General features: G+C 68.7%; 16 protein-coding genes. 9 read left to right on the top strand and 7 right to left on the bottom strand.

All coding sequences use genetic code 11. From position 1 onward, the window contains the following. Nucleotides 1-10 precede the first annotated feature (10 nt). Both DES44_RS12000 and DES44_RS11995 read left to right on the top strand, forming a co-directional pair. Entirely contained in the window at nucleotides 11-1,345 is a 1,335-nt protein-coding gene (locus tag DES44_RS12000) for an efflux RND transporter periplasmic adaptor subunit (RefSeq protein WP_058935138.1), read from the top strand. Next, entirely contained in the window at nucleotides 1,330-3,459 is a 2,130-nt protein-coding gene (locus tag DES44_RS11995) for a site-2 protease family protein (RefSeq protein WP_232309762.1), read from the top strand. Before DES44_RS12000 ends, DES44_RS11995 begins: the two co-directional genes overlap by 16 nt. A gap of 31 nt (nucleotides 3,460-3,490) precedes the next feature. Here DES44_RS11995 and DES44_RS11990 read toward each other — a convergent pair whose 3' ends face one another. From DES44_RS11990 to DES44_RS11970, 5 genes are all read right to left on the bottom strand, one after another. Then, nucleotides 3,491-5,056: a methyl-accepting chemotaxis protein gene (locus DES44_RS11990; protein ID WP_058935137.1), complete on the bottom strand. Its 1,566-nt coding sequence runs from the start codon at nucleotides 5,054-5,056 to the stop codon at nucleotides 3,491-3,493. Nucleotides 5,057-5,296: 240 nt separating this feature from the next. Further along, complete coding sequence (locus DES44_RS11985; protein WP_083525581.1) at nucleotides 5,297-7,777, bottom strand: sensor histidine kinase; 2,481 nt, start codon at nucleotides 7,775-7,777, stop codon at nucleotides 5,297-5,299. A gap of 3 nt (nucleotides 7,778-7,780) precedes the next feature. After that, entirely contained in the window at nucleotides 7,781-8,653 is an 873-nt protein-coding gene (locus DES44_RS11980) for an ABC transporter substrate-binding protein (RefSeq protein WP_232309760.1), read from the bottom strand. A 150-nt stretch (nucleotides 8,654-8,803) separates the two neighbouring features. Further along, nucleotides 8,804-9,541 (bottom strand): HD-GYP domain-containing protein, encoded by a 738-nt coding sequence (locus DES44_RS11975; protein WP_058935136.1) that lies wholly within the window; start codon nucleotides 9,539-9,541, stop codon nucleotides 8,804-8,806. 11 nt (nucleotides 9,542-9,552) lie between these two features. Then, the gene (locus tag DES44_RS11970) at nucleotides 9,553-9,924 is read right to left on the bottom strand and encodes a response regulator transcription factor (protein WP_058935135.1); all 372 of its coding nucleotides are present in this window, start codon (nucleotides 9,922-9,924) and stop codon (nucleotides 9,553-9,555) included. Nucleotides 9,925-10,125: 201 nt separating this feature from the next. Between DES44_RS11970 and DES44_RS11965 the strand changes: the two genes are divergently transcribed. From DES44_RS11965 to DES44_RS11950, 4 genes are all read left to right on the top strand, one after another. Next, on the top strand, nucleotides 10,126-11,187 hold the full coding sequence (locus DES44_RS11965) for a cyclopropane-fatty-acyl-phospholipid synthase family protein (protein ID WP_058935134.1): 1,062 nt from the start codon (nucleotides 10,126-10,128) through the stop codon (nucleotides 11,185-11,187). Between the two features lie 93 nt (nucleotides 11,188-11,280). Next, the gene (locus tag DES44_RS11960; protein WP_058937407.1) at nucleotides 11,281-12,105 is read left to right on the top strand and encodes a DUF1295 domain-containing protein; all 825 of its coding nucleotides are present in this window, start codon (nucleotides 11,281-11,283) and stop codon (nucleotides 12,103-12,105) included. 30 nt (nucleotides 12,106-12,135) lie between these two features. Continuing rightward, nucleotides 12,136-12,828 carry a DUF6134 family protein gene (locus tag DES44_RS11955; RefSeq protein ID WP_058935133.1) on the top strand — a complete coding sequence of 231 codons (693 nt, stop codon included), beginning with the start codon at nucleotides 12,136-12,138 and terminating at the stop codon, nucleotides 12,826-12,828. Nucleotides 12,829-13,012: 184 nt separating this feature from the next. Continuing rightward, the gene (locus tag DES44_RS11950) at nucleotides 13,013-13,555 is read left to right on the top strand and encodes a DUF2177 family protein (RefSeq protein WP_083525580.1); all 543 of its coding nucleotides are present in this window, start codon (nucleotides 13,013-13,015) and stop codon (nucleotides 13,553-13,555) included. Here the strand turns inward: DES44_RS11950 and DES44_RS11945 are convergent. Together DES44_RS11945 and DES44_RS11940 are read right to left on the bottom strand one after the other, a co-directional pair. Next, entirely contained in the window at nucleotides 13,518-14,213 is a 696-nt protein-coding gene (locus tag DES44_RS11945) for a ChrR family anti-sigma-E factor (protein ID WP_058935132.1), read from the bottom strand. The two genes, DES44_RS11950 and DES44_RS11945, sit on opposite strands and share 38 nt — an antisense overlap. 10 nt (nucleotides 14,214-14,223) lie before the next feature. After that, on the bottom strand, nucleotides 14,224-14,934 hold the full coding sequence (locus DES44_RS11940; RefSeq protein WP_232309757.1) for a sigma-70 family RNA polymerase sigma factor: 711 nt from the start codon (nucleotides 14,932-14,934) through the stop codon (nucleotides 14,224-14,226). A 266-nt stretch (nucleotides 14,935-15,200) separates the two neighbouring features. On the opposite strand from DES44_RS11940, the gene DES44_RS11935 reads away from it, so the two are divergent. The 3 genes from DES44_RS11935 to DES44_RS11925 are packed head-to-tail and all read left to right on the top strand — an operon-like array spanning nucleotide 15,201 to nucleotide 18,720. Next, nucleotides 15,201-16,586 (top strand): NAD(P)/FAD-dependent oxidoreductase, encoded by a 1,386-nt coding sequence (locus DES44_RS11935; protein WP_058935131.1) that lies wholly within the window; start codon nucleotides 15,201-15,203, stop codon nucleotides 16,584-16,586. Continuing rightward, on the top strand, nucleotides 16,583-17,419 hold the full coding sequence (locus tag DES44_RS11930) for a DUF1365 domain-containing protein (protein ID WP_058935130.1): 837 nt from the start codon (nucleotides 16,583-16,585) through the stop codon (nucleotides 17,417-17,419). The genes DES44_RS11935 and DES44_RS11930 overlap by 4 nt, the downstream gene beginning before the upstream one ends. 32 nt (nucleotides 17,420-17,451) lie before the next feature. Further along, the gene (locus DES44_RS11925) at nucleotides 17,452-18,720 is read left to right on the top strand and encodes an SAM-dependent methyltransferase (RefSeq protein ID WP_083525578.1); all 1,269 of its coding nucleotides are present in this window, start codon (nucleotides 17,452-17,454) and stop codon (nucleotides 18,718-18,720) included. Nucleotides 18,721-18,816: the final 96 nt, after the last annotated feature.

Genomic DNA, 18,816 nt, shown 5'->3' with positions numbered 1-18,816 from the left:
AGGTCCAGGCATGACCGCGCCGGAACGCTCGGCCCCGCTGGTCAGCCTGCTGCAGTTGCAGCGACGGGCCCGCCAGGCCGCCACGCCGCAGGCCCTGGGCTTCGTGGCGGTGAATGAAACCCTGCAGTTGGTGCCTTACCGGCAGGCCGCCTTGTGGACGGCCTCGGGGCTGGGTCAGGTCGCGGCCGTGTCCGGCCCTCCCCTGCCCGACCCGCAGGCGCCCTATGTGCAGTGGCTGGGCCAGTTGTTCCGCCACCTGATGCGCGAGCAGCCGGCCGCCGGCGAAGTGCAGACCGATACCCTGCCGGAGACCCTGCGCACCGAATGGCAGGAATGGCTGCCGGCCCATGCCCTATGGCTGCCGCTGGCGGTGCATGATCGGCCGCCCGCGGCCGGCCTGCTGTTGGCGCGAGACACGCCCTGGTCCCCGCATGAGCTGGGCCTGCTGACCGAACTGGCCCATGCCTACGGGCATGCGCTGGATGCCCTGCAGCCCCGCCGCCCCTGGCGCGAAGGCCTGCTGGGGGTGCTGCGCCGCGCCCGCACCCGCCGCTGGCTGGCGGTGGGAGTGCTGGCGGTGTGTCTGTGCCCGGTCCGGCTGACGGCCCTGGCGCAGGCGGAAGTGGTGCCGTCCGATCCTTTCATGGTGCGGGCGCCGCTGGATGGCGTCATCGACCGGTTCAATGTCCGCCCCAACCAGGCGGTGCAGCCCGGCACCCCGCTTTTCAGCCTGGACACGACGGCCCTGCGGGCCCGTATGGAGGTGGCCCGCAAGGCCGTCGACACCGCGCAGGAGGAATACCGCCAGTCCGCCCAGGCGGCAGTGACCAATGACAAGACCCGCGCCGACCTGGTGCTGCGCCGCGGCAAGGTCCAGGAAAAAACGGTGGAGCTGGACTACACCGCCGAGCAGCTTGCCCGGGTCCAGGTGAAGGCCGACCGGGCCGGCATCGCCGTCTTTCCCGACGCCAACGACTGGGTCGGCAAGGCGGTGACGCTGGGCGAGCGGGTGCTGCTGGTGGCGGACCCGGCGAAGGTGGAACTGGTCGCCTGGATGCCGGCGGCGGATCGGCTGCCGGTGTCCCCCGGCGACACGCTGACGCTGCATCCGCAGGGCGCGCCCCTGCAGTCGTTTGAGGCGCAGGTGATGACGGTGGCCTACCGCGCCGAACCCACCCGCGACGGCTTCATGGCCTACCGCATCAAGGCCAGCTTCGTGCCGGGCCAGGCCTTGCCCCGCATCGGGCAGCTCGGCAGTGCCCGGGTCCAGGGCGGCTGGGCGCCGCTGCTGTACGTGGCCCTGCGCCGGCCCCTGTCGACGGCGCGGCAATGGCTGGGCTGGTGATGCTGCCGCCGCTGCGGGAAGACCTCGGCCTGCATCCGGGCCCCGAGGCCCTGGACGGCTCGCCGACCTGGACCCTGCATGACCCGGCCAGCCACCGGTTTTTTTCCCTGAGCTGGCCGGCGTTCGAGCTGCTGTCGCGCTGGGGTCTGCGCGACCCGTCGGCGCTGCTGGCGGCCGTGCAGCGGGACACGCCGCTGCAGGTCACGGAGCAAGACCTGCAAGCCCTGCTGGACATGCTGCGCTCCAATCATCTGCTGGTGGCCAGCGATGCGCAGAACACCGAGCAGCTGGCACGCCAGGCTGCCGCCACGCGGATGTCGCCGGGGCAATGGCTGCTCAAGCACTATCTCTTTTTCCGCGTGCCGGTGCTGCAACCGATGCGCTGGCTGCAACGCAGCAGTCGCTGGGTGCGATGGGCCTTCCAGCCCGCATTCTGGGCCGGCTGCCTGGCCCTGACGGTGCTGGGCCTGGTGCTGGCCGGCCGACGCTGGGATGAGTTCAGCCACACCCTCACCAGTTATGCGAGCTGGGAAGGCCTGCTGGCCGTGGGCCTGGCGCTGAGCGGCGCCAAGGTGCTGCATGAACTGGGACATGCCTTCACCGCCACCCGCTTCGGCTGCCGGGTGCCCACCATGGGCGTGGCCTTCCTGGTGATGTGGCCGGTGCTCTACACCGACACCAACGAGGCCTGGAAACTCACCTCGCGCCGCCAGCGGCTGCTGGTGGGCGCGGCCGGCATGCTCAGCGAGATGGCGCTGGCCTCGGTCGCCCTGGTGGCCTGGAGCGTGCTGCCGGACACGCCGGCCTGGGCACCGATCCGCTCCGGCGCCTTCTTGCTGGCCACCACCACCTGGCTGCTGACGGTGGCGGTCAATGCCAGCCCCTTCATGCGCTTTGACGGCTACTTCCTCCTGTCGGACGCCATCAACATGCCCAACCTGCATGACCGCGCCTTTGCGCTGGGTCGCTGGCGGCTGCGCGAAGCGCTGTTCGGCTGGGGCGATCCGCCGCCTGAGCGCTTCAGTGCCGCGCGGCAGCGGGGGTTGATTGTGTTTGCCTTTGCCACGTGGCTTTACCGGCTGGTGCTGTTCTTCGGCATTGCGCTGCTGGTCTATCACGCCTTTTTCAAGGCGCTGGGACTGCTGCTGCTGGCGGTGGAGCTGGTGTGGTTCATTGCGCGTCCGGTGTGGCGCGAATGGCAGGTCTGGTGGCAGCAGCGACAGCGCTGGCGCTGGAACGGCGCGACCCGCCGGACGGTGGCCTTGCTGGCGGGGTTGCTCCTGCTGTTGTGCTGGCCCTGGAGCGGCTCGGTGCGGGTGCCCGGCGTGCTGTCTCCCAGCGAGGTTCAGGTGGTGGCGGCGAGCTATGCGGCCCAGGTGGTGGGGCCGGCGCCGCGCGAAGGTCAGGCCGTCCGGGCCGGCGACCTGCTGCTGCAACTGCGTTCTCCCGAACTGGAGCAGCAATGGCAGCAGGCGGTGGTGCAGGAGCAGCAACTGCGGCTGCAGCTGGAACAGCAGCCCTTTGATGAACGCCTGCGGGAACTGGGCCCGGCCCTGCGCAAGCAGTGGGAAGGCGCGGTGGCGGCGGTGCAGGGCCTCAGCGCCCAGAAGGATCAACTGGCCGTCCGGGCGCCCTTCGCAGGCACCGTGGTGGAGGTGGACGAGGGGCTGCATCCGGGCGTCTGGGTGCCCGCCGGCGAGCGGTTGCTGAGCCTGGCCGGCCCTGGTGGCCTCAAGGTGGACGCCTATGCCGACGAGACGGCCCTGCCGGGTCTGGAGACCGGCACCCCTGCCACCTTCGTGCCGGCCGTGCCGGAAGAGCGCAGCCGCCGCTGCGAGTTGAGCCGGATTGATCCGGTGCAGTTGGCCACGCTGGAGGAGCCGGGCCTGGCCGATGTGCATGGCGGACCGGTGGCGGTGCAGCGGCTGCCGGACGGCCGTTACGCACCGCAGCGACCGACCTTCCATCTGCGACTGGACCATTGCGACACGCAGGCCGCCCCGCGCCGCGAGATCTTCGGCACCGTGCATCTGGCGGCATCCGAACGACGGTCCTGGCTGGGCAGCGGGCTGCGCTACCTCATCGCGTTGTGGCACCGCGAAGCAGTGCTGTGATGGCGCATCAAACAGCCCATCAAACAGCCCATCAAGCCTTGAACAGCACCACCGCAGAAGCCAATGCCTGAGTCTGGCTGTTGAGGCTGTGCGCCGCCGCGGCCATGCGGCCCACCAGCACCGCGTTCTGCTGCGAGTCGGCATCCACGCTGCCGACGTCATCGGTGGCGCTGGCGATTTCATGTGTCTGGCGCTGGGCTGCCTCGCTGATGTCGCTGATCAGCGCCGCCAGCCGGTTGACCTGGCTGACGATGTCGCCGATGGCCGTGCCCGCCGACGTGGCCAGCGCACTGCCGGTGGACACACTGGCGACGTTCGCATCGATCAGCGTCTTGATCTCCTTGGCCGCATCCGCGCTGCGCTGCGCCAGGGTCCGGACCTCGGCTGCGACCACCGCAAATCCCTTGCCGTGGCTGCCCGCCCGTGCTGCCTCCACCGCCGCATTCAGGGCCAGCAGATTGGTCTGGAACGCGATGGCTTCGATCAACCCGACCATCTCGATCATGCGATGGGACTGGGTGGAGATGTTGTCCATGGTGCTGACGACCTGATGGACCACCGCCCCGCCCCGCTGGGCCGCGGTCTGGGCGGACTGGGCCAGCTGCGTCGCCTCCACCGCATTGCTCGACGTCCCCCGTGCCGAATCGGTGACCTGGGTCATGGCGCCGGCGGTGTGGCGCAGCTTGCTGACCTGGTTTTCAGTGCGGTTGGACAGGTCCTGATTGCCCTCGGCAATCTGGGCGGCATCTTGCGCAATGGCCAGGGCACTGGCGCGGACCTGGTTCACGATCCCTGCCAGCGAGCGCTGCATCTTGGACAGCGAGGCCACCACGCTGTGGGATGGCGCATCCGGCACCGCGGTCTGCGAGCTCAGGTCCCCGGAGGCCAGACGGTCCGCGATCTCGCGCAGCACGCCGGGGTCCACCCCGAGCGAGCGCAGCAGGCGCCGGGTGATCACCACCGACAACACCACCGCGGCCAGCACCGCAGCCAAGGTGATGATGGCGGTGGTGATCCTCTGGCGTTCAATGCTGGACGTGGTCTGCCGCATCTCTTCATTGCTGGCCGAGGTGATGAAGGACGAGTAGGCCGAGGTGGCCTGGATCAGCTGCCTGAGCAGGGGTCGGCACTCGGCATTCATCTTGGCAATCGCCTGCTCACGTTGCCCGGCGAGGGCCATGTCGACGATGGCCAGCGCCACCCGGCCGTATTCCGCCTCCACCTGCTCCATGCGTTGGAAAAGCGCCCGTTCTTCGGCGGGGACAGTCGACAGCTTGAGGGCTTCGCGAAGCTTTTCCAGGCTCTGGGTGACCCGTGTGTGGGCGGCCAGCACGGCCACCCGTTCTTCTTCCACCGAGGCGCGGTCGGTCACCAGGATGAGGTTGCGCGCGGCAATGGCACGCGCACTGGCGGCTGCCCGCACGTCGCGCCCCAGCATGGCTCGCTGCAGCTCATCCCCGACCACGGACTGCAACCGATGTTGCGCGCCGCTGAGTCCGTAGACCGCGTACAGCGCAACCACCAGCAGCAGGCTCAGTTGAAGCGCGAAAGAGAGCACCAGCACTTGGCGCATGGACAGCCGTTGAATCCAGGACATCGTCACTTCCTCATCCCTCCGGCGTTTACGACGCCTTCAATGCGGCTGGGGCGGCGAATCGGCGTGCCAGCCATGGTGGGGTCCTGGACCTGCCGGGAACCGGTCAGGTCGCGACGCCCGGATGGAAGGGCGTCTCAGGTGATTCGCCAAACCAATGTAGGCGCTGCACCCGGGATATTGATTGAAGTGATAAATACGAAATCCACAAAACGCTAATCGTGAGAACAATGTCGCACCGACTCAAGTCTCCACCGCAACCCCCAGCGGCATCAGCACGTGGAAGACGGCGCCGCCGCCGGGCCGGTTTTCGGCATAGATCCGCCCGCCCAGCGCCGCCATGATCTTGCGGCAGATCGCCAGGCCCAGGCCGGTCCCGCCCGCGCCGGTGCTGGTGGCGCTGGACTGCACGAAGGCGTCGAAGATGCGCTCGAGCTCCGGCTCCGGAATGCCCGGCCCGCGGTCCATGATGGCCAGGTGCGCCTGGCCCTGCGACTGGCGCAGGGAGCGCACCGTGATGGCGCCCCCCTCCGGCGAGAAACGGATGGCATTGGCCAGCACGTTGCGGATGACCTGCTGGAATCGCAAGGGGTCCACCCGGGCCACCAGCGGCTCCGGCGCCTGCGACATCTCCAGCGTCAGGCGCCGCGCCGTCATCAAGGGCTTGAGTTCCCGCACCACCGCGGTGATGTGCGGCCGGATGTCGCAGCGCTCCAGGCTGAAGGTGCCTACGCCGCTCTCCAGCGCCGACACATCCAGCAGGTCGTTGACCAGGTCCAGCATGCGCCGTCCGGAATCGTGGATGTCGCCGAACATGGCGGACAGCTTGGGACAGGTGGCCTCGCCGCGGCTGCGCCCGAGTTCCGAATAGCCGATGATCGATTGCAGCGGGGTGCGCAGTTCATGGCTCATGTTGGCAATGAACTCCGACTTGACCCGCGAGGCTTCCTCCGCCGCTTCCTTGGCTTCCAGCGTGGCCCGTTCGGCGCGACGGAATTCGGACACGTCCGTCAGCGTGAACAGCACGCCGGCCGGTCCGTTCTCGTCGCCGGGCACCACCACCTTGGATTGCACCACGTCGCGGCAATCGTGATTGCGGTCGTAGAACTGCGTCTCGTAGCGCAGCAGGCTCTGGCCCTGGATGCCTTCCATCGGCACCCAATCCGACGTGGGCGGCTCCATGCCGCATTCCGGCAGGTGCCGGTCCACCGGCTGACCCACCACCTCTTCGCGTCGCCGGCCGGTGAAGTCTTCCCAGGCACGGTTGACGGTCACATAGCAGCCTTCGCGGTCGACCATGGAGGTGGGCTGCGGGCTGAGCTCCAGCAGCAGCGCCACCAGATGCAACTGCTGCTGCAGCCGGGCTTCGGCTTCGTACCGCTCGGTCACGTCCACGGCGGAGCCGGCAAAGCCGTCGATGCGGGACCCGGTCCTCAGCGGCACGACGGCCAGCGAGAACCGTCGCAGCTCGCCAGGGGAGACCGGCACACTGACCTCCGCGTGGCGCACGCCGTCCGGCGCCGTTTCGGAAAACAGCCGCTCCACCTGGGCCCGGTCCGCCGGCGCTGCCAGGGTGGAGATCTTGCGCCCCAGGATCTTCTGGGTCGGCTCCCGGGTGACCAGGCTCCACCGGGCATTGACGAAGACGAGTTCCCCGTCGGCATTGGTGCGGAAGATCAGTTCCTGGATGCTGCGTAGCACCAGCGACATTTCCTGCTCGCTGGCCGACAGCTTGGCATAGGCCTCATCGAGGACCTTCTGCGCCTGGGCCCGGGTGGCCAGCGCCCGCAGCGCGGCCGCCATGCCGCCCAGGATCAGCAGTTCCATCACCAGCAGCGCGCCCGCGTTCCACCAGAGTCCGTCCCGCCATTCGGCCAGCAGTCGGCTGCGCTCCTGCTCCACGACCACGACCATCGGGCGCGACCGCGAAACGCGATAGGTCACCATCTGATGGCCCTCGCTGAATCCAGCGCCCTGCCATCCCCCGATGGCCTGGGCCGGCAAGGCTTCCCGGAACAGCCGATGCGCCTGCTGCCAGGTGCCGGGCTTGAGCGGGAATTCGGTGGTGGCCGCCAGCAACTGGCCCTGGTAGCTGAACAAGGCGGCATGCCATTCCGGCTCCGCCACACCCTGTTGGTAATTGGCCAGCGCGTCAGGGTTGACCAAGGCCACCAGGTACAGGCGCCGTGCATGCGACTGGAAGGGCATCACCAGCGGCAGGTAGGACACCTGGTCGATTCGCTGCGGCCGTCGGCCTTCCAGCAGACCGCGCCCGCCCTGCAGGTGCATCAGGGTGACCTTGCCATCGCCGCCCGGCAGCGGCCCCCATTCGCCCAGCCGCACCAGGCTGCCCGGGGGGTGACCAGCGGAACTGCTGATGATCTGGCCGCTTTCGCTGAGCAGCGCCGCTTCCCGCAGCGCCGGCTGGGCCAGCAGCATCTGGCCGAGCATCTGCGACACATGCGTCGGGTCCACCGCCGGCTGGGTGCGGATGGCATCGCCCAGGGTGCCCAGCGCCAGCGCGGCGGATTCGATCGTCTGCGTGGCATGGTCCTCCAGCACGCGGGCAATCAGCCGGCTGCGTTCCTGTGCCGCGTCCAGCGCCTCATTGCGGCTCTGCCACGTCAGGAAGCCGACGCCCAGTGCAGCCGCCAGCGCCAGGGCCGCACCGACCCCGCGGGCCAGCCACACCAGCGAGACGGTCTGCGGGCGGCGGTTGGCCATGAGTCAGCGCGCGACGATGTCGGTTAAGCCGTGCCGGCGGGCCGCAGCGGTCAGGCGGCCGTCCGCCTTGATGGCCGCCACGAACGCATTGATGCGGGCCAGCCAGGGCTCGTCACCGGGGCGCACCGCATAGGCATAGGGAATCACGTGAAAGGGCTTGGGCGGGGGGATCAGCCGCATCCAGTCGGCGTTCTCCAGCAGCCGCCGGCTGTAGGGATAGTCGGTCATGAAGACATCGATGCGCCCGGCCGCCAGTTCCGCCTCACGGGTCTTGGGCGGGCGAATGACCACCAGCCGTGCCTGCTTCAGCCGCGCCGTCATCACCGGCTCCATGAAGGTGCCGGCCTGCACGGCGACCGCCACGCCGGGCTGGTCGATGTCGTCCCAGGACTTCACCAGGCGGCTGGACCGGGTGGTGATGCCGTAGATGTCGCTTTGCAGGTAGGCCGTGCTGAAGGCCAGGCGCTCCCGGCGCTGCGGCGTCACGCCGATGGCAAACATGGCGATGTCGCAGCGGCCCTTGGTGACGTCGTCAATCAGGGTCGCAAAGGACGACTCCACATAACGGAGCTTGACGCCCAGGTCCTTGGCAAAGGCCTCGGACAGGTCGACGTCGATGCCGCTGAGCTGTCCGGTGTAGGGATTGCGGAAGGTGATGCCGTAGTAGTCCGGCCAGACGCAGACCGGGAGTTCACCGGTGGACTTGAGACGGTTCAGCACCGGCACGCTGAGGTCGGGCGCGGGGGCCGCGGCCGCGACGGCTTTGCCTGGCGGCGGCGGGGGCGGTTCCGGCGAGGCCGCGCGGCTGGCGCCGGACAGTCCGAACAGGCTGAACACGCCGAACAGCCCGCCCATGCTGCCGGCCACGGCCAGCACCAGGGCCCGCGCTTTCCTGCGGCCTGAGGCCAGAGTCAGGCCTGGGTGCCTCGCGCGCGCAGCCGGGGTGGATTCAGCGGTCCTTGGACGCCGCGGCGTCCCGTGCAACGAGAGCGATGACATGGAACCTCCCTGTGTCCCGACAGCCGTTCAGAGGCTGCCCAGCAATTCGTCGTGGGTTGGAGGGGCCGCATTGATGCGGGCCCGCAGCGCCAGCAGTTCTTCGAAATGGTCGGTGAAGGCCTGCACCACCTGCGGATCAAAGGCCTTTGCGCTTTCCGCCTGCAGCATGCCCAGCGCCACCTCGGGCGCGAAGGCGGACCGGTAGCAGCGGTCCATGGCCAGCGCGTCGAAGAAGTCGGCCACGGCCACGATGCGCGCGGAAATCGGAATGTCCTCGCCCTTGAGGCCGCGCGGATACCCCAGCCCGTTCCAGCGTTCATGGTGGCAAAGCGCCACTTCGGCGGCCAGCACAAAGATCGGGATGTTGGACCGGCCCAGGATGTCGGCGCCGATTTCCGGATGACGATTCATGATCGCCCGCTCCTCCACGGTCAGCGGCCCCTGCTTCTTGAGCACATGGTCCGGAATGCCGATCTTGCCAATGTCATGCATGGGCGCGGCACGGCGCAGCAGCCGGGCAAAGGACTCGCCCTGCCCCAGCTTGAGGGCCAGGGCCTCGGCCAGATAACCGATGCGGAAGATGTGCACGCCGGTATCGTCATCTCGGAGCTCCGCCGCGCGGGCCAGTCGCATCAGGGCATCGTGATGCGCACGGGTGACCTGACGCAGGGCTTCATTGCGCTCACGATACATGATGCGCAGGTCGGAGACGATGCGCTCCATCTGCGCAAACGCCTGGGCATCATATGAATTGGTGTCGGACATGGTCACGGTCGTCAGGCGGCCTTGGCACTGGCCCGGCTCAGTTCATGAATCAGCTGCAGCGGACTGAACGGCTTGACGAGGTAGGCGCTGCCGCCGGCCTTGAGACCTTCGTCGGTGTCCCGCGCATGGCCGCGGGCGCTCAGGAACAGCACCGGGATGTGGCGGGTGGCCGGCTGGTCGCGGATGGTGCGGCACAGGGTGAAGCCGTCCATGCCCGGCATCATCACGTCGATGAGGATGGCGTCCGGCGTCCAGTCCTGCAGCACGGCCAGGGCGCCGGGGCCGTCCGGCGCTTCGCGCACCTCGAAATCCTCGAAGTCCAGCGTGAGCCGGATCAGCCGACGGATGTCGGCGTGGTCGTCCACCACCAGCACTTTCTTCATGACAACACCTCCCAGATGGCTCGGACTATACGGGCGAGCTGCGCTTCGAATTGATATCCATGACACGCGAGTCGTGACTGAATCGATAAAAGCGCTCGAATCGCTGCAGCGTTCAAGCATTCAATCGAATTGCGTTTCCCCTCAGATCCAGCAGCCCTCGGCGCGCGTACAAGTGCACAAGTCCACCTGCCTACGCGCTCCATGACGCTCAAACTGTCTTCCCTCGCCGTCCACATGGCCGAACGTGGCCTCTTGCCCGATGTGGCGCTGCGTGCCGGCATTCGCCAACTGCTGCGACAGCGGCTGGATGAATCGCAGGCCCGGCATGCGGAGTCCGCAGCCCAGCTGACGGCGCAGTTCCTGGCCTCCCTGGACCGATCGGCCCTGGCGCTGGTGCCGGAGAAGGCCAATGAGCAGCACTACGAGCTGCCGGCGGCGCTCTACCTGAACATGCTGGGCCCCCATCTGAAGTACAGCTGCTGCTGGTGGCCCGAAGGCGTGGAGACGCTGGAAGCCGCAGAGGCCGCTGCGCTGCAGGAAACCGCGCGCCGCGCCGGGCTGGCGGACGGCCAGACCATCCTGGAACTGGGCTGCGGCTGGGGGTCGATGAGCCTGTGGATGGCGGCGCATTACCCGCAGGCGCGCATCACCGCGGTGTCCAATTCCGCTTCGCAGCGGGAATTCATCTTGGCGCGTGCCCAGGAGCGCGGCCTGCACAACCTGCAGGTGCTGACCATGGACTTCAACCGCCTGGGCGACGATGGCGCCATGGACGGCCAATTCGACCGCATCGTCTCGGTCGAGATGTTCGAGCATCTGCGCAACTGGCCGCAGGCCTTCCGCAAGGTCTCGCGCTGGCTGCGGGACGACGGCCGCTTCTTCATGCATGTCTTCGCCCACCGCGGTGCTCCCTACGCCTTCGAGGTGCGGGACGAGACCGACTGGATGAGCCAGTATTTCTTCTCCGGCGGCATGATGCCCAGCGACGATCTGGCCCTTCGCTGCCAGGGCGACCTGGCCCTGCAGCAGCAATGGCGCTGGGACGGCCGGCACTATGCGCGCACCGCAGGCGCCTGGCTCGAGAAGTTCGATGCAAACCGCCTGGCGGTGATGCCGGTGCTGGAGTCGGTCTACGGCGCGGCGCAGGCCCCCATGTGGTGGCAGCGCTGGCGGCTGTTCCTGCTGTCGGTGCAGGAGCTGTTCGCCTATGACCAGGGCCAGCAGTGGTGGGTGAGCCACTACCTGTTCGCGCCGCGTCGCTGACCGGCGGCCTGCCAGCCCCTCCCCCCTGCTGGCGCCCCACTTGCCCTCTGACAGCAGCTTCCTTCCTTGCAGCCGACCCTGCAGAAACCCGACATGGACCTCCTCGACGCCGTGCTCCACCCCTCCAGCCTCTGGGCCGCCGCTGGCGGCGGGCTGCTGATCTGCGTGCTGATTGCGCTGCCAACCTGGCTGATCAGCATTCCCCTGCGCGACGCCAGCGTGGCCGACCGGGTCTGGTCCGCCTTCATCACCGCCCCGGCGCTTTGGTACGTCTGGCGCCTGGGCACCGACCCGCGCACGCTGGTCATGGTGGGCATCACCCTGGTCTGGGCGGTGCGGCTGGGCGTGTACATCACGGCGCGCAACTGGGGGCATGGCGAAGACCGGCGCTATCGCGAGATGCGCGAGCGCAACCAGCCCGGCTTTGCCTTCAAGAGCCTGTTCCTTGTGTTCCTGCTGCAGGCGGTGCTGGGCTGGATGGTCAGCCTGCCGTTCCTGGCGGCAGCCGCGCCGGACCGCGCAGCCTGGGGCCCGCTGGACACGCTGGGGGCTGTGCTGGCCGCCGTCGGCGTGCTGATGGAAGCGGTGGCGGATGCGCAGCTGGCGCGCTTTCGGCGCGTGCCGCGCCAAGGGGACCGTGTGCTGGACACCGGCCTGTGGCGCTACAGCCGCCACCCCAACTACTTCGGTGAATGCTGCCTGTGGTGGGGCGTGGGGCTGATGGCGATGTCGGCCGCCGGCTTGTCCGGCGCCTGGGCGCTGATCTCCCCGTTGCTGATGACGGTGCTGCTGCTGAAGGTGTCCGGCGTAAGCCTGCTGGAAAAGGACATCGGCGAGCGCCGCCCGGCCTACCGCGACTACATCGCCCGCACCAGCGCTTTCATTCCCTGGCCGCCCCGGCGCAAGGGTGCGGCCTGACCCCCATTCGTTCACTTCCGGTGCCTTCTGATGCAGATGCCCTCTTCCGTCCATCGTCCGCTGGGTGTCCTGGTGCTGAGCTCGCTGCTGGGGTTCAGCGGCATGAGCCAGGCCCAGACCTGGAATTTCGACATTCGCCTCGATGGCAAGCCGATCGGCACCCATCGCTTCGAGGTGTCCGGCCCGGCCGACGCTCGCACCGTCACCAGTGACGCCACCATGGCGGTGAAGATGCTGGGCATCACCGTGTTCCGCTACCGCCATCAGGCGCAGGAACGCTGGAAGGGTGACTGCGTCGACGCGGTGCAGAGCACCACCGACGATGACGGCAAGGCCGAGAAGGTGGATTGGCGCCGGGACGGCAGCGGCAGCGGCAGCAGCTCTGGCAATGGCAGCGGCGCCAGCGCCGACGGTGCCGCCAGCGCGGCCAAGGGCGACTGCGTGATGAGCTACGCCTACTGGCATCCCGCCTTGGTCCAGCAGACCCGCCTGCTCAATCCGCAGACCGGCAAGATGGATGAGGTCAAGGTGGAGCGCCTGCCCGACGCCACCATCCAGGTCGCCGGCCGCGAGGTGATGGCGGCGCGCTGGCAACTGGTCACCAAGCCGCCCAAGGGCGACCCGCAGCGCCTGACGCTCTGGCTGGACCGCAGCGACCAGCGCTGGCTGGGGCTGGATGCCCGGGTGCGCGGCGACCGCCTGCTGACCTACCGATTGCTCTGAACCTGTGCGCCGGCCCGCTGCCGGGCGGCGCAGGTCTTGTTGTTGATCGCGCAAGAGGGCAGCGATCCGCATCCGGCTCGGAGTGCGGGCCTGCCCCTCGTTCCTCTTTTTTCGGCTTGGTGCTGCTCATGGCGGCTCTTTAAGCTTCCCCTCCCTGTTCACCGCTGCTCATCAGGAGTTCCTCATGCCCCCCGCCCACAGTGCTTCTCCCTCCGCCGGCAACGCCGGCAACCGGCCACGCGCCCCGCAGCCAGGCCGTGCTTTTGCGGCCGACGGCTCCGCGCCCGTGGCAGCGCCCGTCTGGCGCTGGCCGCTGGCCTACGGGCTCACCGCCGTGATCTTCCTGGGCATGGACGCCGTCTGGCTCAGCCAGGCGAACCAGGCGCTCTACCAACCCGCCATCGGCCACCTCATGGCGAGCTCGGTCGACTGGGCGGCAGCGGCGCTGTTCTACCTGCTGTATATCGGGGGGGTGGTGTTCTTTGGCGAGGCGCCGGCGCTGCAGCAAGGCCGCAGCCTGGTGGCGCTGGGCCGGGGCGCGCTGTTTGGCCTGATGGCCTACGCCACCTACGACCTCACCAACCAGGCCACGATGCGCGACTGGCCGTGGTCGGTGACGGTGATGGACCTGATCTGGGGATCGTTCGCCAGCGGTGTGGCCGCCTGGGCCGCCACCGCCCTCACCCTGGCTACATGCCGACGAGTGAGCCGAACCAGCGGGCGATAAACCCGTCAAAGCTCAGCCGTCCCTCGACGGCAGCGATGCAGATGCATTCGCTGCCGTCCTGCACCACCGGCTGATGGTGCACATCGCCATCGGCCATGTCGAAGTCCCCAGGGCCAAACAGCTCGCGGCCGTCATGGAAATGGCCGTAGATGACCTGGGTCAGTTCCACGCCCTCGTGGGTGTGCTGCGGCAGGTACTTGCCGGCACCGATGCGCAGCAGAAAGACATTGGCGTCCGGCGACTCCGGCACGCTGACCCGGCTCCATCGCATGCCCGGGCCCAGCCAGCGCCACCGGGTGGCACTGCAGTGGGACAAGGCCTTGGGCCAGACCGCGCCGGCGGGCAGCGGCGGCGGGCCGGCCACCTTGAGCGGGCGCGGCGCTTCCTGATCCAGGGCGTCGATGGCGGCGAAGGCCTTCTCCAGCGCATCGTCCCGCATCGGGGCGGGCGGCTGGTCTTCCAGCACCACACCCCCCAGCGCTTCCAGCATCGCCACGCGGTCGCGGCAGCTGCGGCACAGCTCCAGATGGGTGAGGGTCACCAGCCGGATGCCGACGGGCAGCGTGCCCGCCGCCAGCGCCAGCAGATGCTCATCAAAGGGATGGTGTTGGATGCCGGCCTTGGAGCGGGTCGGTGCGACAGGGGCGGAAACGGTCATGGCTAACATGTCAGGCGTCCAGCATCTTGCGCAGCTGCGCCACGGCCAGCCGGATGCGCGACTTCACGGTTCCCAGCGGGAGTCCGAGTTCGGCGGCAATCCGGGCATGTGGCTCGTCGTCGTAATAGGAAAGACGCAGCACCTGGGCCTGCTCGGCAGGCAGCCGGCCCAGCGCGTCACGGATGCGCCGGCTCAGGCGGACGGCGTCGGTGTGCTCACCCACGTCCCGCTGATCGGCTTCCAGGCGGTCAAAGTCATAACTTTCATCGCCGGTGTCCTCCAGCCGATGCCGACGGGCGGCATCGATCCGCAGGCGGCGGGCGATGGTGAAGATCCAGGTCGACACCGCCGCCTGGGCAGGGTCGAACAGGGCAGCCTTGCGCCAGACGGTCACCAGCGCTTCCTGCGACAGGTCTTCGGCCATCTGTTCACTGCTGCCGGTGCGCATGAGATAACTCTTCACTCGCGGGGCAAAATGCTGGAACAAACGGGCGAAGGCATCACGGTCCTTGTGCTCGGCAATGCGCCGGGTCAGTTGGGACCATTCGTCGCCGGAGACCGCAGAGACGCCAGGCGCCGCGGCTTCCACGGATGCAGACGCGGACCCGGGCGCAAAATTGGCCGGATCTTTGGCCGGATCTTCGGCAGCCCCACCACCGCCGGGCGGCTGACCGCGCAACGGATCCAGGGGAGGCTCGCCATGGAGGGAAACAATTTTCAAGTGAGGCACGGCCGACGGGGACGGCTTGGGCAAAGCCGTCGTGCCCGGCGGTTCAGCCGGGGTCTGTGCCAGGGAGTCGCGTCGCAGGGTGCCCATGCAGCCTATACGCGTCAGGTGGCGGTTCGGATCATCGCTGATCCATGACACGATCGCCACCCGGGCGATTCGCGCCCAGGCTGCCCGCCCGGTCAAGGGTTCTCCCGAATCGGGAGGACGATCCAAAAGTCGTTGGCGCGCGTACAAGTGAAAATTCAACGAAACGCCTCATGGACCGCCCCCACCTTCACGCCCTTCCGCCCCACCCCGCTCCGGCGAACGACCGCCCGCTGCGCATTGCGGTGGTGGGCAGCGGCATCTCCGGACTGTCCTGCGCCTGGCTGCTGTCGCAGCGTCATGAGGTCGAGGTCTTCGAGGCCGACGGCCGCATCGGCGGCCACAGCAACACGGTCGACGCGCCCTGCGGCATCCGGCAGGTCGCGGTGGACACCGGCTTCATCGTCTACAACGAACCCTCCTACCCCAACCTGACTGCCCTGTTCCAGCACCTGGGCGTGCCCACCCGGGCGTCCGACATGTCCTTCGCGGTGAGCCTGGACAACGGCCGGCTGGAATATGCCGGCACTGACCTCAACGGCCTCTTTGCCCAGCGCAGCAACCTGGTGCGCCCGCGTTTCTGGCGGATGCTGCGCGAGCTGCTGCGCTTCTACCGCGAGGCACCGGCCGATGTCGCCCAGTGTGGAGACCTGGCCCTGGACGACTACCTCGACGCTCGCGGCTATGGCCGGGCCTTCCGAGACGATCACCTCTATCCGATGGGCGCGGCGATCTGGTCGTCCACCGCGTCGGACATCGGGCGCTATCCGATGGCGTCCTTCGTGCGCTTTTGCGAGAACCACGGGCTGCTGAAGGTCTCGGGCCGGCCGGTCTGGCGCACGGTGGACGGCGGAAGTCGCGAATATGTCCGCCGCCTGGCCGAGCCGCTGGGGGACCGCATCCATCGCAATGAATCGGTGCTGGCCGTGCTGCGGGAGCCCGGCGGCGTGCGCCTGCACACACGCAGCGGCGCGCTGAGCCGGCTGTTCGACCATGTGGTGATCGCCGCGCATTCGGACCAGGCCCTGCGCATGCTGCCCTCGCCCACCGCCGATGAGCGCCGGGTGCTGGGCGCCCTGACCTACAGCCGCAATCTGGCCGTGCTGCACCACGACCCGGCCCTGATGCCGCGCCGCCGGTCGGTCTGGTGCAGCTGGAACTATCTGGCCGGCAGCGGCGAGGCGGCCAGCAAGGCGCCCCCCACCGTCACCTACTGGATGAACCGGCTGCAGCCGCATCTGCCGCAGGGCCCCCAGGCCACGCCGCTGTTCGTGACCCTGAACCCGACGGTGGAGCCGCGTGCGGACCTGCTGGTGTCCACCGAGGTGTATGAGCATCCGCGTTTTGACGGAGCCGCCATCCAGGCGCAGCGCCAGCTCTGGAGCCTGCAGGGGCAGCAGAACACCTGGTTCTGCGGCGCGTATTTCGGCTCGGGCTTCCATGAGGATGGCCTGCAGGCCGGACTGGCGGTGGCCGAGGCGCTCGGCGGCGTGCGCCGGCCGTGGACCGTTGCGGGCGAGTCGGCCCGCATTCACCTGCCGCAGGTGGCGACCGCATGAGTCAGACCCAGGACGTGTCCGGCGCATCCGCCATCTACCGCGGTGAGGTGATGCATCAGCGCCTGCGGCCGATGCGGCATCGCCTGCAGTACCGCCTGTTCACCCTGCTGCTGGACCTGGACGAGCTGCCGGACCTGGACCGCCGCCTGCGCTGGTTCAGCATCGGCCGCTTCAATCTCTTCAGCTTCCGTCCGTCCGACCATGGCGACGGCCAGGCGCCGGACGTGGCGACACTGCGCGCGCAGATGGACGCCCACCTGGCCCGCGCCGGCCTGCCCACCGGCGGCCCGATGCGGCTGCTGACCATGCCGCGCCTGCTGGGGTATGCCTTCAATCCGCTGAGCGTCTGGTTCTGCCATGCGCCCGACGGCGACCTGCAGGCGATCATCTACGAGGTCAACAACACCTTCGGACAGCGGCACAGCTACCTGGCCGAGGTGGCCCCGGAGCAGCGGCAGGCCCGGACGGTGCAGCAGCGCTGCGACAAGCAGCTGTATGTCTCGCCCTTCCTGGGCATGGACCTGCACTACCGCTTCCGCATCGATCCGCCGCGGGAGCAGCTGTCCTTGGGCATCTCGGTCCACGACAACGCGGACGGGGCGCCGGTGCTCAACGCCCGCCACGATGCCCGCCGCGTGCCGCTGACCGACCGGGGGCTGCTGAGCCTGCTGGTCGCCTATCCGCTGCTGACGCTCAAGGTGATCGTCGGCATCCACTGGGAAGCGCTGCGCCTGTGGATCAAGGGCGCCCGCCTGCATGACCGCGGACAGCCGCCCCAGCCCCCCCTCACCATCGTGCGACCCGCCCAGCCGGTCCCGACCGATCTTCCCTGAGCGGTGCCCCCGCGACCGCCCATCACGACTTCATGAAACAGGAACGAAGCGCCATGCCCCACCACAGCCGCACGCTCCCGGACAGTGCCGCCAGCACCGCCACCCGGAAACACTGGCTGTTCCGCCTCCCGGCCGTCCGCCGCGCCTGCGAGCGGATCCGCCACGGCCAACTCGATCTGACGATGCCCGACGGCAGCACGATGGTGCTGGGCGGCGCCCTGCCCGGACCGCGGGCGGCCCTGCATCTGCACCGCTGGCGGCCCCTGCTGCGCCTGGCGATGGAGGGCGACCTGGGCCTGGCCTTTTCCTACCGCGACGGGGACTGGACCACGCCCGACCTCACCGCGCTGCTGTCCTTTGGTCTGGCCAATGAATCCGCGCTGAAGAGCCAGGGCCGCGCCCGCGGCCCGGCGCGCTGGCTGGGCCTGCTGCTGCACCGGGCCAATGCCAATACCCGTCGCCGCAGCCGCGACAACATCTCGGCGCACTACGACCTCGGCAACCGGTTCTACGAGCAGTGGCTGGACGCCAGCATGCTCTACTCGAGCGCCCTGTATGAGGCGGAAACGCCCAACGCCGCCCCCTCGCTGGAAGCGGCCCAGCAGCGCCGGCTGGACCGCATCGTGTCCCTGCTGGACGCCCAGCCGGGTCAGCGCGTGCTGGAGATCGGCTGCGGCTGGGGGACGCTGGCGGCCACGCTGGCCCAGCGCTGCCAGGCCGACGTGGTGGGCCTGACGCTGTCGACCGAGCAGCTGGCCTTTGCCCAGGACCGGGCCCGGGAGTGGCAGGTGGCGGACCGGGTCGACCTGCGTCTGCAGGACTACCGGGATGTGGACGGCCAGTTCGACCGCATCGTGTCCATCGAGATGATCGAGGCGGTGGGCGAGTCGTATTGGCCGGTGTATTTCCAGACTCTGAAGGACCGGCTCAAGCCCGGCGGCTCGGCGGTGCTGCAGGCCATCACCATCGACGAGGCGCATTTCGAGGCCTACCGGTCCAGCCCGGACTTCATCCAGCGCTGCATCTTCCCGGGCGGCATGCTGCCAACGCCGGAGCGCATGGCCGAGCAGGCCCGCCGCGTGGGCCTGACCTTCAGCACCGAGCTGCGCTTCGGCCGCGACTATGCCCGCACCCTGGCCGACTGGCGCCAGCGCTTCCTGGCGCAGTGGCCGGCGATCGAAGCGCTGGGGTTCGACCTGCCGTTCAAGCGGATCTGGGAGTACTACCTCAGCTATTGCGAAGCCGGCTTCCTCGCGGGACGCGTGGATGTGGGGCTCTATCGGCTGGAACGGCCGGCCTGAGGAATTTTCCTCGCCCCCTTGCGCCGAGAGGACAGCTGCCCCACCCCGCGCGATGATCGCCCACGTACGATCAACGGTTGGGACGTCAGGGAGAAA

This window comes from Roseateles depolymerans, assembly GCF_003387155.1.
Taxonomy (GTDB): domain Bacteria; phylum Pseudomonadota; class Gammaproteobacteria; order Burkholderiales; family Burkholderiaceae_C; genus Roseateles; species Roseateles depolymerans.
Note: the sequence above shows the minus strand (reverse complement) of the source record. Positions and strands in the feature narration are given on the sequence as shown.